General features: G+C 59.1%; 11 protein-coding genes. 5 read left to right on the plus strand and 6 right to left on the minus strand.

Features of this window, described 5'->3' with window-relative positions:
* Window positions 1-5 precede the first annotated feature (5 nt).
* Both ACZ1H8_RS00380 and ACZ1H8_RS00385 read left to right on the plus strand, forming a co-directional pair.
* Window positions 6-1,448 carry an oligosaccharide flippase family protein gene (locus ACZ1H8_RS00380; protein WP_465179424.1) on the plus strand — a complete coding sequence of 481 codons (1,443 nt, stop codon included), beginning with the start codon at window positions 6-8 and terminating at the stop codon, window positions 1,446-1,448.
* Between the two features lies 1 nt (window position 1,449).
* Window positions 1,450-2,439 carry a nitroreductase family protein gene (locus tag ACZ1H8_RS00385; RefSeq protein ID WP_465179425.1) on the plus strand — a complete coding sequence of 330 codons (990 nt, stop codon included), beginning with the start codon at window positions 1,450-1,452 and terminating at the stop codon, window positions 2,437-2,439.
* 3 nt (window positions 2,440-2,442) lie between these two features.
* On the opposite strand, the gene ACZ1H8_RS00390 is transcribed toward ACZ1H8_RS00385, so the two are convergent.
* From ACZ1H8_RS00390 to ACZ1H8_RS00415, 6 genes are all read right to left on the minus strand, one after another.
* On the minus strand, window positions 2,443-3,555 hold the full coding sequence (locus tag ACZ1H8_RS00390; RefSeq protein WP_465179426.1) for a GumK N-terminal domain-containing glycosyltransferase: 1,113 nt from the start codon (window positions 3,553-3,555) through the stop codon (window positions 2,443-2,445).
* Window positions 3,556-4,111: 556 nt separating this feature from the next.
* On the minus strand, window positions 4,112-5,266 hold the full coding sequence (locus ACZ1H8_RS00395) for an acyltransferase family protein (protein ID WP_465179427.1): 1,155 nt from the start codon (window positions 5,264-5,266) through the stop codon (window positions 4,112-4,114).
* Window positions 5,263-6,570, minus strand: coding sequence for an O-antigen polymerase (locus tag ACZ1H8_RS00400; RefSeq protein ID WP_465179428.1), 1,308 nt, complete (start codon window positions 6,568-6,570; stop codon window positions 5,263-5,265). Before ACZ1H8_RS00400 ends, ACZ1H8_RS00395 begins: the two co-directional genes overlap by 4 nt.
* 225 nt (window positions 6,571-6,795) lie before the next feature.
* A complete protein-coding gene (locus ACZ1H8_RS00405; RefSeq protein ID WP_465179429.1) occupies window positions 6,796-8,088 on the minus strand; it encodes an exopolysaccharide biosynthesis polyprenyl glycosylphosphotransferase in 1,293 nt (430 codons plus the stop codon).
* A 223-nt stretch (window positions 8,089-8,311) separates the two neighbouring features.
* On the minus strand, window positions 8,312-10,903 hold the full coding sequence (locus tag ACZ1H8_RS00410; RefSeq protein ID WP_465179430.1) for an O-antigen ligase family protein: 2,592 nt from the start codon (window positions 10,901-10,903) through the stop codon (window positions 8,312-8,314).
* 98 nt (window positions 10,904-11,001) lie between these two features.
* Window positions 11,002-11,259 carry a hypothetical protein gene (locus ACZ1H8_RS00415; RefSeq protein WP_465179431.1) on the minus strand — a complete coding sequence of 86 codons (258 nt, stop codon included), beginning with the start codon at window positions 11,257-11,259 and terminating at the stop codon, window positions 11,002-11,004.
* Between ACZ1H8_RS00415 and ACZ1H8_RS00420 the strand changes: the two genes are divergently transcribed.
* The 3 genes from ACZ1H8_RS00420 (at window position 11,258) to cysD (ending at window position 14,492) form a co-directional block, all read left to right on the plus strand.
* The gene (locus tag ACZ1H8_RS00420; RefSeq protein WP_465179432.1) at window positions 11,258-12,424 is read left to right on the plus strand and encodes a M48 family metallopeptidase; all 1,167 of its coding nucleotides are present in this window, start codon (window positions 11,258-11,260) and stop codon (window positions 12,422-12,424) included. The genes ACZ1H8_RS00415 and ACZ1H8_RS00420 overlap by 2 nt on opposite strands.
* 102 nt (window positions 12,425-12,526) lie before the next feature.
* Complete coding sequence (locus ACZ1H8_RS00425) at window positions 12,527-13,528, plus strand: NAD-dependent epimerase (protein WP_465179433.1); 1,002 nt, start codon at window positions 12,527-12,529, stop codon at window positions 13,526-13,528.
* A 67-nt stretch (window positions 13,529-13,595) separates the two neighbouring features.
* Window positions 13,596-14,492: a sulfate adenylyltransferase subunit CysD gene (gene cysD, locus ACZ1H8_RS00430; protein WP_465179434.1), complete on the plus strand. Its 897-nt coding sequence runs from the start codon at window positions 13,596-13,598 to the stop codon at window positions 14,490-14,492.
* Window positions 14,493-14,651 lie beyond the last annotated feature (159 nt).

Genomic DNA, 14,651 nt, shown 5'->3' on the forward strand with positions numbered 1-14,651 from the left:
AAACAGTGAATCGTGACCGCATCATCACCTTTTTGTGGTCGGGCGTCCTGCAATGGTCGCGCGTAGGTGCAAACGCTGTTGTATTTCTTATCTTGTCACGGTGGCTTACGCTGAGTGAAGTTGGAGCAGTCGCCGCTGCCCAGTCGCCTATACTTATTTTACAGGCGATACTGACCACCACAGTGCCTGACTTCGTCGTGCAAGAAAGCGATGGAAGTCAGGCCAGGTGGTCGACGCTTCATTGGGCGTCGCTGGGTACCGGCGTTGTCATGTCAGCATTTCTATGCGCGACCGCACCTCTGATCGCCTCTGGCATCAACGATCCAAATGCTCTCTATTATCTTCTGGTCCTCAGCTTGTGCCCCCTGTTTTGGTCTTGCTCAGCAGTTTTTGAAGGGTTGCTCCGAAAGGAACTTAATACACGTTCGTTAGGTCTTCGCACCGCTGTCTCGGCTGTTCTTTCCGGCGTGATCGCGGTAGGCTTGATCTCGGTAGGCGCCGGTGCCTGGGCGATGGTTGGGTTCACGACCATCAACGCCCTACTCGCGGCGACTCTCACGATCCTGCTTTCAAGATGGCGGCCTTCCGCACAATTCGACCATCTCTGGCTACGTCAGGTGGCGAGCGGGGTGATCGCACTGTCGGGTCGACACCTTCTAGCAGCGGCCACAATGCCAGTGCTGCAGTATGCGACAGTGCTTCAGCTCGGGACGGCATCGGGCGGTGCTTTGCAGATTGCCGCTCGGCTTTTTACGCTTGTCGACGCCGTCGTCATCACACCCTTCCGCTTCTTGATCATGCCAATCTTCGCTCGCATCAAAAGTGGCGTACCGGGTGTTGCAGACCGGTTGAATGATGCGGTAGCAGTCGGAAGCGCCATAGCCGCTCCCGCCTATTTCGGCTTGATAGCAGTGGCCCCGTTCCTGCTTCCGCTAATGATCGGCCGAACAAACGGGGATGCGAGTGCTGAAGTTGTCCAGATCCTCTGTGTTAACGGCCCACTGGCCGTTCTGATCGGCATCGTGACACAGGCATTGAGCGGGCAAGGTCACCTACGAGTTGTCTTTTTCCGATCCTTGCTCATGTTCGCTGTGGCGGTGCTGCCGGCGGCTTTCATGGCTCGCTATTCTGTTCAAGCGGTTGTGACAACGTACGCGTTGTTGGGTGGGGCAATAGGAATTGTACTGGCGCTCATCGTGGCACGCGCACTTCTAGGAGCTTCCCCAGCGGTGCTGTTTGCCGCCTGGTTGCGACCCTTTCTGGCTGGCGCCACCCTTCTGCTAGCCCCCTTTGCGATCACCCGGTTTGTGCCAGCCTCCGATATCGTGACGGTTTTCTTGATAATCGTCGCGTCCTTACCACTGTATCTGTTAGCCTTGGTCGCGATTGCGCGTCCGCAGGTTACGGTACTGCTAGGGTTGATCAAATCTCCTGCGCGGAAACATTGATATGGGATTGGTACGCATCTTAAAGCGTGTGCGGGCTTTCGGCCTACTTGTGCTCAATGAAATATATGATGCGCGCCGCTATTTTCGCAGCGCCGCCTCTAACGCTTCACCCATGAACGACCGCCAATTGCGCGCTCGGTTGTTCCAGAAAGCGCATTCTATCGAGAAGGGTCTCGCGATGCCGGAGGTCCGTAGTGGCTTCGGCGCAGCCCCATTGAGTGAATTACGGGCTTTGTTGACTGAGTATGAGCGGCGCAAACTCGACACCTCTGACGCAGCCCCTCAAATGGCTCGCCATGCGATCAGTCACTACCTTTCATTTCACGACGGCGCAGATCTCGCCTTGCCCGACACGTTGTCTTACATCCGGGACTTGGGCGCGCCAGATCCTAACGGGGCGCTGGGCGGGTTCATCGAATTGACCGCCACGCGGACGCAAACCGAGGCAGCAGGGCCGTTTCCGTTACTGGTTAAGGCTCGGCGAAGCGTCAGAATGTTCGAGAACAGCTTGGTCGACCCCAAGCTGATCAGGGAAGCAGCGCAGCTAGCCTTGCACACGCCGTCTGTCTGCAACAGGCAAAGCGGCCGCGTCCGATATCTGGACGACCGGGCGTTGCTTGATCAGGTGTTGGCCGTTCAAGGGGGCAACCGCGGCTTCGGACACCAGATTCCGGGAGTCCTTATCGTAACTTCCTACCTGGGCGTCTTTCGCGGGGCTAGAGAACGCAATCAATGCTGGGTGGATGGCGGCCTTTTCGCGATGAGCCTGATGTACGCACTTACCTATCTGGGGCTCGGCACGTGTCCACTCAACTGGTCGTCGGACGCCGGTCAGGATAAGCGGATGCGTGATTTGCTTCACCTCCCTGACAACGAGGTCATTATCATGCTCATCGCGGTGGGAAATCTTCCAGAACGCTATCGCGTGGCCACATCGCCACGGATGGCGCTGGACCAAGTATTGCTACCCGTCCTCCCGGACGTCCAATGACGGTTAATCGGACCGCTTAGTGTCCGCGAGACGTGCCGCCAGTTCGTGCCAGCTCAATACCTCGTGTGCGGGGATACACGAGCGATCATAACGCTCTGCGGCTGAGAACGCCGCGGCGATGCTACCGGGATCTTTCGCACGATAGCCCAGGAAATGTGGGCGCTCGTCGGACTGCAGCGCGTCCGGAACCACCGATGGCAACCGAGAATAGGTGTACTGCAGCAAGCGGTTTGAGTGCTCCGCCTGATACTCGAATCCCGGCCTGACAATATATGGGGCAAATCCGATATCGGCATGCTTTACCAGCGGTACGACCTGCGCAAACGGAATCTCACCGATTTTGCGGATATTGGGGAGATCCAACGCGTGTGGCGTGTCGCCGATGAGAACAAATTCCCATTCTGGAAAGCTGCTCGCTGCGAGCAGGAAGCTTTCCGCATCGAGGCCTGATGTCCCCGAACAAATCACCCTCGTACGGCCATCACTGGGGTACGGGCTCGGCCGCGGCGTATCGAACTGCGCCTTGTCCAATCCCATGGGGTCGATCCGTACTTTGCAGTTATCTCGGTACCGCAACGCGAGGGTCGGACTCGCCAGACTGACAAGATCGACTTCGGAGATCGCTCTACGTTCGGCTTCAAGCAGGGACGGCACCCGGCGAATGGCGCTGAGATTATCTGAAACGCGGTAGATCAGAACAGCGTCGCTCATCTCGCGGATCGTGGCTGCAAAGAAAAGAGACGCGTTGCTCTCGAATAGGACAAGGTCTGCCCCATCCGCCCAACTCTTCACTCTTTGAATCCCACGCCCTGGGTATTCGCGCGTGATCAGATTCAGCAAGCGCGCTTTGAAACCCACTCCCTGCCCAATGGGGTGGCTCAAGGTCTTGAGCACGGCGACTTCCAAATTCGGTTCGATTCTAACGAGGCGATTAATTCCGATCGCCTGCCCGTGTCGCGTCCGTCGATCTCCCTTCAGTTGGGTCAGCCAACTGAAATCTACCGTCACAAATCGCACGTTCCAATCGAGCCGGCGCAGTTCGTCAGCAATCCAGTGGAAACCGCCGCGACGGGGCTGATGGTAAAAGTGGCTCGAGAATAGGATAGCGGTCTTCATTAATCGCCTTCACCAAGTGCACGAACTTCCGCGCCAGACGCGCCTCCGGTTCACTATTAATAATTACGATCTGCGCGCTGAAACAAGACAATATTGTACTCTAATCATACAAAAAATTCCGCGCTGGTCGTCGAAAAGCGCCGCCCCCCAGCGATGCCAAATTCTTAGGCTCATCGTACCCGAACGGAGTCGGCAATGATCGATCCAGCAGGTCGGCGCGCAGCCCGTTGGGCAGAAGATGTGCGCTCGATAACGACTGGGCACAATATGCGGCCATTACCGGCTTCTTAATGATGTTCCGTGTCGCAGCAAGGACGATCAACTGGAGCAGCCCGGGTGCGATTCTCATCGAACGCCGGGCCGGTCCGACAGCAACTCCATTTGTGGACCGACAATGCTGACATCTCGGGTCGGGAATAGAGAAACGCTCACGCCTGTGGGCACGAGACGAAATACCATCCCGCGTCCGCGAACCGATCTGCCCGCCAGTGAAACGCCGCGCGCCGCCGGCTGTCGCGAACGCGGTTCGAGGGTAAAACGATCGATGGCATGGCCCTCAACTCCGTGGAACCCGTTTCGCACGGAACGTTCGGCCAGAACTATCCATCCACACCTGTAACCACTTACGCAATAGATCGGTGTGCGCTTCCGTCACAAGCGAAAAGAGATACGCGACGACCAAGGTCGTGCAAATGCCGCCCACCAGAATAGCGTGATCAATCCAAGTGCTGGCGATGGTACGATATCCACGTCCAATCAAGGCGACGCAAATGGATGATAGGAAAAGCATTACCGGCACGTGAACGCAGTAAAGCGTATAGGAGAACCCGGCCAGAACGCTATGAAGGCGTGGAAACGGCGGAGCCCTCAAGTTCTGCGAACTCTTCATCGCAAGGAGCAGCGCACCAAGCAAGAACGCCACTCCCATGTCGATCCAGAAGCCGCCGTCGTCCTTAAACGCCAACCGGGCTAGAACGACTACGAGCAAAAAAAGGACCACTGTGATGCGAATGGACAGCGCTCGGTGAGGCGCAACCGCCACCGCCACCCCCATCAGCCAGATAAGGAAATACGGAAGTATTGGAGCAGCAGAGACCTGCATGTAGGTGAGCGCCCCAAGAAGAAAGATGCCGATGACTGCACTCTTCCGCCCCGCCATGAGTAACGGGAAGGCCACATAATACCAGAACTCGTGCGTTAAAGACCATAGGGACACGTTTCCAGCAGCGCGATCACATAACACATTCTGGAGAAATACCGCATTGCACGCCAACACTTCAGGCTGAGCGCTCGCTAATCGCGTCGCCCCGTAGATGCCAAGGTTGTCGATACCGGGATAAATAGCTACACCCCAGTGCATCAGCAAGGCGCTTATAATCAACGTCGGGAAAAGGACGATGCAAAGCCGCGCAATACGCTTCGACATGTAAATAGAAATGGAAGCGCGGCCTTTAGCTTTGTCGCGAAGCCACGATCCGCCCACCAAGTAACCACTGAGCACAAAGAAGACGATAACCGCATAGTGACTGAAACCGCCTAAAAACGAATAGGGGTAAGCCAGCAGCGGACGTTCGTCCGACGGAATGTAGCTGAGCGGCAGGATAAAGATCCCACCAGCATGGCTCTGAACTACAAACCAAGCCGCAACCCATCGAAAAAGATCGAGCCACAGAAAAAATGAAACAGGCGCCAGCGGTTCGCGGACAGTCACCTTGCGATAACTCGCGAGGGCGGACCGGCCCGCCGTAGTCCGCGTTTGGGCGATGCTCGAGAGGCAGACGAGTTGAGCAAATATACAACACCGACCGAAACGAGAAATAGAGTGAAGTATCGGGAATTCCCCCAATAGATTGCCTGAATAACGACGACCAACCCCGCATACATTCCAGGATACATCAACACCCCCACGATGGTTCGATGACGAAACTGTCCGTAAAACCATCCAATCGCCGTACCCATTAAAACGTAATAAAAAATCCCAGAATAACCGAAATCTATATACGCAGAAAACAAGCCCCCAGGATTATTGAACTCAGCATTCCCAAAGTATCGGAAGTACTCCTCCATCGGACTTATGTACGATCCAGGAAAGATCGGAAGCCTAAATATCCATCCCATCGTAAAATAAGGGACCGCGATGGGGTCGGTAGTTAGGACTAGACCCGCACCAGTGTTGCTCGCAACAGCGACGTATGCGAGTAGCCGAAGCCAAGCAAATTGCCAGAAGGAGTCATACTGATCCATATAATATGGCCAAGACCGCGTATATTCTCCAAGCGCAAACAATATGAAGATGGCTACAACCGCCACAAGAGGCAAGAGGCCCAAAAGAGGTATTCTCTTCCTACGCATAGCAATGCAAGGAATGGCAAAGCCGATCATAGATTCAATAATTGCGAAGCGCTCTGCCGCAACAAAACCCCGCAGGATGGCCGCTACGCATAGTGCCATGAACAAAGGGTCGCGTAGGATAGGTAGAAGTTTCTGATCTCGAGTATCCATTTGTGCATACGCACGCATTGCCATCAACAGAGGTGAAACGTTGACAATCGAGGTTATTCCAGGAATTTTGACTAGATCGTCTTTCAGACCATAGATTGCACCACGTTCGCCTTGGATCATCGCAACAAGTTGCGGGTTCAACAATGCGCTACCGATGTAAATAAGCTGGGCGGATAGGACTATTACGGTCAGCCAAAATAAAACACGCTTGAACACAACAGGATCGGGCGCGGCGGGCGTTGGCGACCCAGCACCCATCTCACCGAGTTTGCACCCTGCTGCTAACATCAAAATTGAAAGAGCGCCTAAAGCAACTGTCTGAAGCGAGAGGAAATTCTGAGACCCAAATCGATGCATCTCGGACGCGCCGAGCCATGTGCTCAGCAAGAAAATCGGTAAAACCAGGAACAGTAGGCATTTAGCCGGATCGATCCACCAAACGGAGCGCGTTCGCGGCTTGGATACAGCGCCACGCCTATTGCGCCGCTCCCTTTGGCCTGCCGCCTTCATCATTTCTGACGCCCTATCATTCGCACGGACACCTGCACCCCGAGATGGCACCGAACCATTGTTTCGCCGCCAATAGTTAAGTCCTCCGCGCCGGCAACAACAATAAATGTTGCAACGCAGCATTCACGATCGCGTCCTTAACGCTATGGCAATGTCTCGGCGGCTCCATGAGCTGCAGCTCTCCGATTCCCACCGCCATAACGACCCGTACGCCTCGCAGGATAGGGCTCAAAACGCGTTCTTGTGCAGCAGGACCCTGCAGGTCATCGCAATGATAAACAGATCCTTCCAGATCGACCAACGCTCGAGATATTCGAGGTCAGACTGCAGCCGGTTGGTCAGGTCGTGCTCTTCCTCGGTATTGCCCCGATACCCCCGCACCTGCGCCAGGCCGGTCAGGCCAGGTTTCGCCGCGTGACGATGCCAATAGCGCCCGTCGACTTCCCAATACAGCTTTTCCGCCGCTCGCGCGCCCAGGGCGTGCGGACGCGGCCCAACGATGCTCATCTGACCTTTGAGGACGTTGAGGAGTTGTGGCAGCTCGTCGATGCTGGTCTTGCGCAGCCATTTGCCCACACGCGTCACGCGCGGATCACCGCCTCTTGCAGTGAGGGTACCACCGTGATGATCGGCCAGGTCCGTCCGCATCGACCGGAACTTGTACATGCGAAACAATTCGTTGGCGCGGCCGATGCGGGTCTGCACGAAGAATACCGGTCCCGGGCTCTCCAGCTTGATCAGCAGCGACGTTACGAGGAATACCGGCAGCAGGATCAGGAGGGTGAGCCCTGCAACGCAGATATCGAATACCCGCTTGATGATTCGGCTGGGCAGCTTCAGCGGGCCCCGCGAGACGACCAGGGTCGGCGCGTCGCCGAACCGGGCAACCCCCATCGGCCGCATCGAGGCCAGTTCCGGCGCAATGATCTCCGCCTGGACATTGGCCCCCTTCAGCGCATGAGCCCATGCGAGCCGATGCTCCTCCGCACAGCTGACGACCACCCGGTCGGCGTCACGCAGCTCACGCGCTAGGCGGTCATACATATCCGGATCGTGCGAATTGGGGTCGAAGGCCGACGTCGGCAGGACGACCGAATAATCGTTCGGATTGATGCCGAACCGACCGTCGGTGATCAGCACGACCATGAATGCGCTGCCATTCAGGATCCGACTGGCAACGGCACCAAAGGCGATCCGGGCGGCCGTCAATGTAACGAAGGAACCGCCGATGCCGATGGCGAAAATTCCACGCGACATCTGCGCGCTCGCCTTCAGATAGAAGGCAGCGAACAGCAGCACCGCTACAGCCACCAGCAATGCCTGCAGGCTGCGGGCCACGCCTAGTGGCGTATTTGCAAGTATTTCATTGGCATAGGCCCGGGCACCAAACGCGCACATCGCATAGATCGGGGCAAGTACGGTAGCGATGGCCCACGCATCGTCATTCCCGACCGGATAGGCGAAAAACGCCAGACCAAAGCTGACCAGGATCGCCGCCACGTCGAATGCCAGCAACGCCATGCGAAGCCGGATCCGTACGAGGCGACGCGAACTGCGCTTGAAGCCGACCTCGGCTAAGCTTGTTCGACCGTTGGCGGTTAAGGTCCCGTATTCGAGATTCACTCGGCGCGCCCCTCTTCGATCCCCTGAATAGCTGCACATATAAATCAAAACGCGTTAACGATAAAGTGATTATGCCGCACCGCAGCAACGCGTCGCCCTGGAAATCATCCCGATCTAGTCGCTAGCGGACTCCCACCCGATCGAACCACGCTTCGACCTGTCCCGTTATGGCACCTCGCGAATGAAGTTCGATACGAACCGCGGGGCAATTCGTGGGAACCGCGAAGGATAAAGCGCGGGTGACGCCGCTTTTTTCACCATCCGCCGGTGCGGGCTGCAGGGCAAGTTCGCGGCCCGGCTGGCAATAGAGACGCCACCGGAAGTTTGCGGGAGAAGCGCCGCTCGCCGCGAGAACATCATAATGCAGCACATGCGCGCCGGGTGGCAGAACGACAAGCTGACGCGCCAACCGGATCGACGGACTGCTGGCCTGCACCATCAACGCGTTGTCGTCGGCCTGGGACGGCGCGGGGCCCTGCGCCGCGCTGCCGCCATTGGTCACATCGAACTGCCATTCGAACGGATAGCGAGGCTGCATGTCATCCGCAGCAGGATCTTGATCGAAGTCACCGTCGAACACGAAGGTGCCGGCTGGCGGCGCTTTCGCGCCCATCGCGACCCGCCACAGCCGCTGCGCCGCCGCGATGTCACCCTTCTGGATCAGCAAGTTCACGAAAGGCGCGACCTCGCTGCGACGGGCGTGCCCCTCCCGCTTGATCAGGGCCTCGATCAGCCGCTGATGAGCCGCAATCCCGTCGGCCGGGATAAAATTCAGGTCCCTGAAGAAACTTCTACGCCATGCCGGATCTTCCACCAGTCGAGCCAGCAGCTCGGATTCCGCACTCGGGTCGCGTGCGATATAGTGGGCCAGCGGGAGCATCTGCTCTCGCATGGTCTCGGTCCGAAGCATGGCGTCGATGCGCTGCGCCGCGGTCGCATAGTTCCGATCGGCGACGGCCGCGCGAATCAACCACAATTGGGTAATGCCGTCGCGCCATCCCAGCGCCCCCGATTGAAGCAACAGATTGGCCCCAAGCTCGGGCTGCCCGCGCAAGGTCACCGCGATCCCGTAGACCCGCAGAGCTACGACATCCCGTGGATTATGCAGTAGCGCTTCGCGAGCATAGCCTTGCGCTCGTGCAGGATCATTGTTCCCCAGCGCCTGCTCCGCCGCCAGCGATAACGCCGCCGCGGACGCCGGGCGCACGGCAAGCGCGGTACGGCTGTCCTTCGCGGCGACCGCTGACGCGGCGACGCCGTAAATGACGGTCGCGTACATCAGGATCGCGCCGGCGCCGGCGAATACGGCGCGCAAGATCCATGGGCGGGCGCCCGCCCCGTCGCGGGCTCGATCTGCCGTAACCGGCTTGATCAGGAGGCCGCAGCACATGCCGAACACCACGCTGAGCAGCGGGGTACGGAGCGGATAGTCAACGGCAGAGTGCAGCAGCAGGATAATGATTCCTACGCCACCGGCATAGGCGAGACGTCGCGAGAGCGGGTCCGTGTCAGGCCTGGCCATCCGGATCGCCAAGAAGATGAGGAAAGCGACAAGAACAACTGCGCCAGCGAGACCTGTTTCGAGATATAGCTCGAGATAGTCGTTATGCGCGTGATTGAGAAAACGCGGAGACAGCGTGTCCAGCGTCTCCACCGAACGATAGACGCCGTCAAAGGTCCCTGCGCCTGCTCCCCATCGCCCGAAGCTGTCGATCGCGTACAGAATATTCGGCCAGAAATGGAATCGGCCGTCATCTGCACTCGAAAAGTCGGCGAAGGATCGCGCGAATATAGGGTTGTAGATGACCAGCAGCGTGACCGTCGCCAGCAAGGCGATCACAATACCGACGATCCACTTCGCATTCGCGCCGGAAAACAGGTGCCGGGCGACGATCGCCAGCGTCGCAAGACCCAGCAAAGCGATCCCTGACCGGGAACTGCATGCCACCACGCCGAATGCAAGCGTCGCCATGACCGCGTACACCCAGACCGGCCTGCCCGACCGGACGGGGGCACCGGCTCCGCGAAGCGGTATAGCGAAGGTTCCGGCGAACAGAAAGGCGAGCACAAGCAGGTCCGCCTGATGATTTACATTGGCGAAGACACCGACGGGCTGGCCAAAGTGCGCTCGACTATACAGCGTGACGGCCGGTGCGCGAGCGCCCATGCTCATCTGGAAAACGCCGAATACGAGACTGGCGACGGCCAAGGCGATGCACGCCCAAATCAGCACTTCGCGCTGACCCGAGTCGAGCCGCATGACCGCGACCATCATGGCGGCGCCTGGGATGATTGCCAGGACGGCCAGGGCCGTCAGTTCGGGATCGAGCGAAAGCGGGCGCGCCGTCAACTCGGCGCCAATCAACTGAAGCGTCCGTGCGGACGACTCTCGCCCACCCAATGCCGTCCACAATTCCAACGGCAGCGGGATGAGTTGCACCAGTGGAACGGCGAGAACCGCGGCAAGCAGGATGAGTGGCAACCAGGTGTGCCTCGGAAAGCCCGCCCGGATTACGCCGAAAAGAGATGCCAGCAGGACCGCGGCGGCGACCAGCCCGACGATCATGTCTCGACCGGGCTGGCCATTGGCCGCTCCCCCGGTAAGGAACGCGGCCACCAGCAACAGCAACGGCAGGGCGAATACCGGCTGGCGTATCAAAGCACCAACTGGATAGCTGAGAACCGCGCTGCCCTGCGCTCGTTCACCCATCATTGCTGCATCGCCCCCACCAGCGTGAAGATAGGATCAGGATACGAAAAAGGCTGCGCTTGAACCCAAGCGCAGCCTTTCATTGGGCTCGATCGAAGGAATTACGGGCTTTCGCTGGCGACCACAACCACCGTCGTCGTCACAGCGATAGACGCAAACACGATCAGGAAAATGGCGAGAGGTCCAAGATTGCTCGCCTGCTCGAGGTCCGCACCCTGCCGGCCCTGAAGCGGCGCGATCTTCGATGCAGAGGAGGCTGACACGAGAGAGTCCGACGGACGGACCGCAGCGCCAGCAGCCGAAGCCGCCACCATCGAAACAGCAGCAGCCGTTACAAGGACTTTACGGATAATCTTCATGCTGAACTCCCTTTACCCTGCGACGATCTTGGTTACCTATTCCCACAAACGCACTGCACCGTCAATCGATCATGTGCGTGTGCGAAATAATTTCGCCGCGGTGCACCAGAAATTGAGCGAGGACAGCCGCAGCGTCATGCGCTTGCCGGCCGAATCATCATTAGTTACGCTGCAAATCATGCCGCTCCGGTTCCTGTTCGCCTGCGCGATCTTGATTACCCTGCCTCCAGCGCAGGCGACTGCATCCGACTATCGGAGCCAGCAGCAGTTCGATCAGATTCTCAGTGACATCGCCTATCGGTTGACGGTCAGCGCAGGCGCCTTGTGTAGACAGACCCCTATACCGGGATTCACCCTTCACGACCTGTCGCAATATCCGGCGCAGGACCGCGATCAGGTTCGCGCCGAATTCGGATTCGGTGCCCCCCCGCTGGTACTGACCGTCGCCAGAGACAGCGCCGCATCTCGGGCGGGACTGCAGGTTGGGGACGCACTCCTGGCCGTCGATTCCCGCGATGTCGCCCGGCCCGCCTCGGGCAGGCGGAAGACCTATGACCGAATCGCGCGAGTTCTGGATCAACTGGACCAAGCGTCGGCGGATCACAGGCTTACGCTCACGGTTCAGCGTAAACTCGAGATCATGACGATCGATATCGTCCTTCAGACCGGCTGCGCGAGCAGATTTCAGACGGTCGTATCGCCTAGCCTTCAGTCACGAGCCGACGGTAAATCCGTGGAAATATCGACCGGATTGATGATCTTTGCCGAGGACGAACAGAATATTGCGGTTGTCGTCGCTCACGAGCTCGCTCACAATATCCTGAGGCATAGGGAACGCTTGAACCAAGCCGGGGTGAAGCGGGGGCTGTTATCCAGTCTCGGCAGAAGCGGGCGTCTCATACGCCAGACGGAAGTCGAGGCAGATCGGCTGAGCATCTATCTGCTGGATCGTGCCGGATATGACACACAGTCCGCGATTACCTTCTGGGAACGTTATGCCAGATCGCACCCGCTAGAATTTCTAAATGCCCCCACCCATCCCGACTCAGCGACCCGTCTCCGCATCTGTCGGAACGAGATCGAACGGATTGCGCAAATGAAAGCGCGTGGCCTGATCCCTGTTCCAGAGAATTTGGCAGACGAGGAACTGCCGCCAATCAAGTGACTTCGCATATGCAGCAAAGTCCAGGTTGACCGTCCGCGGGTCGCGCATCTATCCGAGGCGCGATTGACCGGCGGGAGGGCTGCCGACGTTGGGGAAGGCATCATGCGATTTCTGATCACCGGCACTGCCGGCTTCATCGGCTTCCACCTCGCCAGCCGGCTGCTCGCCGACGGGCATCAGGTTACCGGCTTCGACGCCGTGACCGACTATTATGATGTCCGGCTGAAGGAAGCACGGCTTGCGAAGCTGTCCGAGCATCAGGACTTCCGCTTCGTGAAGGGGCAGCTCGAGGATCAGTCGGCGCTCGATCGGGCCGCCGACCTGGCTCAGCCCGAGATCATCATCCACCTCGCGGCGCAGGCGGGCGTGCGTTACTCGATCGAGGCGCCGCGCACCTATGTCGACAGCAATCTGGTCGGTTCGTGGACCGTGCTCGAACTGGCGCGCCGGATCCAGCCGCGCCACCTGATGCTCGCCTCGACCTCGTCGGTCTATGGCGCGAACGAGGACATGCCGTTCGGGGAGATCCAGCGGACCGACGAGCAGATGAGCCTGTACGCTGCCACCAAGAAAAGCATGGAAGCGATGGCGCACAGCTATTCGCACCTGTTCGGCGTGCCGACCACCGCCTTCCGCTTCTTCACCGTCTACGGCCCCTATGGCCGCCCCGACATGGCGCTGTTCAAGTTCGTCTCGGCGACGCTGAAGGGCGAAGCGATCGACGTCTATGGCCATGGCAAGATGGCGCGCGACTTCACCTATGTCGCCGACCTGGTCGAGGCGATCACCCGCCTTGCCGATGTCGTTCCCGGCGAAGCCAATCGCGTGCCCGGCATCGACAGTCTGTCGAAGGTCGCGCCCTACCGCGTCGTCAACATCGCCGGCGGCCAGCCGACCCCGCTGATGGACTTCATCGAGATGATGGAAGAATCGCTGGGCATGAAGGCCAAGCTGAACATGATGGAGATGCAGGCCGGCGACGTGCCCGCAACCTCGGCCGACCCGTCGCTGCTCAACGCGCTGACCGGTTATATTCCCGGCACCAGCGTCCGCGATGGCGTCCATGCCTTCGTCCAATGGTATCGCGAGCATTACGGCAAATAGGCTGGCTGTAGCGGGGCCAACAAAAAAGGCGTGCTGCGCGGCGGTTTGTGACACTAACTGACGCGCAATGTCGCTGACCCATTTGCAACGCCTCGAAGCCGAATCGATCCATATCCTGCGCGAAGTCGTCGCGGAGGCCGAACGGCCCGTGATGCTCTATTCGGTGGGCAAGGATTCGGCGGTGATGCTGCATCTGGCGAAGAAGGCCTTCTATCCTTCGCCCCCGCCCTTCCCGCTGCTCCATGTCGATACGACCTGGAAGTTCCAGGCGATGTACGAGCTTCGCGACCGTGCCGCCGCTGCCGCCGGCATGGAGTTGCTGGTCCATCACAATCCAGAGGCCGAGGCGCTCGGGATCAACCCGTTCGATCATGGCAGCCTCCACACCGACCTGTGGAAGACCGAGGGGCTGAAACAGGCGCTCGACAAATACGGCTTCGACGCTGCGTTCGGCGGCGCCCGGCGCGACGAGGAGAAGAGCCGCGCCAAGGAGCGGGTGTTCAGCTTCCGCTCGGCCAATCATCGCTGGGACCCGAAGAACCAGCGACCGGAGCTGTGGAACCTCTACAATGCCCGCAAGGCCAAGGGCGAGAGCATCCGCGTCTTCCCGATCAGCAACTGGACCGAACTCGACATCTGGCAATATATTCTGGCGGAGGGAATCGAGATCGTCCCGCTCTACTTCGCTGCGCCCCGTCCGACGGTCGAGCGCGACGGCATGCTGCTGATGGTCGATGACGACCGCTTCCGCCTGCGCCCCGGCGAGGTTCCCGTCGATCGCTCGATCCGCTTCCGCACGCTGGGCTGCTACCCGCTTACCGGCGCGGTCGAAAGCGAGGCGGACACGCTGGAGGCGGTGATCCAGGAAATGCTGCTGACCACCACCAGCGAACGCCAGGGCCGCGCGATCGACCACGACCAGAGCGCCAGCATGGAGAAGAAGAAGCAGGAGGGCTATTTCTGATGGCCGCGATGCTGAACTTGTCCAGAGCGCAGTACGCCAGTCTCCCCTCCCTGGAAGGGAGGGGCCGGGGGTGGGTCGGCCGGGGGCCGGGTGTATCGCTCGGCTGCTCCGACATCCGAGAGCGACCCACCCCTAACCCCTCCCTTCCAGGGAGGGGAA

The sequence above is a fragment of the Sphingomonas sp. BL-S-25 genome, from assembly GCF_055521555.1.

Excerpts from the sequence above, each read along its gene's own strand:
- ACZ1H8_RS00405 (WP_465179429.1), bottom strand. The coding sequence starts at position 8,088 with ATGGCGTTGCTGGCATTCGACGTGGCGGCGATCCTGGTCAGCTTTGGT.
- ACZ1H8_RS00385 (WP_465179425.1), top strand. The coding sequence starts at position 1,450 with ATGGGATTGGTACGCATCTTAAAGCGTGTGCGGGCTTTCGGCCTACTT.
- ACZ1H8_RS00410 (WP_465179430.1), bottom strand. The coding sequence starts at position 10,903 with ATGATGGGTGAACGAGCGCAGGGCAGCGCGGTTCTCAGCTATCCAGTT.
- ACZ1H8_RS00415 (WP_465179431.1), bottom strand. The coding sequence starts at position 11,259 with ATGAAGATTATCCGTAAAGTCCTTGTAACGGCTGCTGCTGTTTCGATG.
- cysD (WP_465179434.1), top strand. The coding sequence starts at position 13,596 with ATGTCGCTGACCCATTTGCAACGCCTCGAAGCCGAATCGATCCATATC.
- ACZ1H8_RS00400 (WP_465179428.1), bottom strand. The coding sequence starts at position 6,570 with ATGATGAAGGCGGCAGGCCAAAGGGAGCGGCGCAATAGGCGTGGCGCT.
- ACZ1H8_RS00420 (WP_465179432.1), top strand. The coding sequence starts at position 11,258 with ATGCTGAACTCCCTTTACCCTGCGACGATCTTGGTTACCTATTCCCAC.
- ACZ1H8_RS00425 (WP_465179433.1), top strand. The coding sequence starts at position 12,527 with ATGCGATTTCTGATCACCGGCACTGCCGGCTTCATCGGCTTCCACCTC.
- ACZ1H8_RS00390 (WP_465179426.1), bottom strand. The coding sequence starts at position 3,555 with ATGAAGACCGCTATCCTATTCTCGAGCCACTTTTACCATCAGCCCCGT.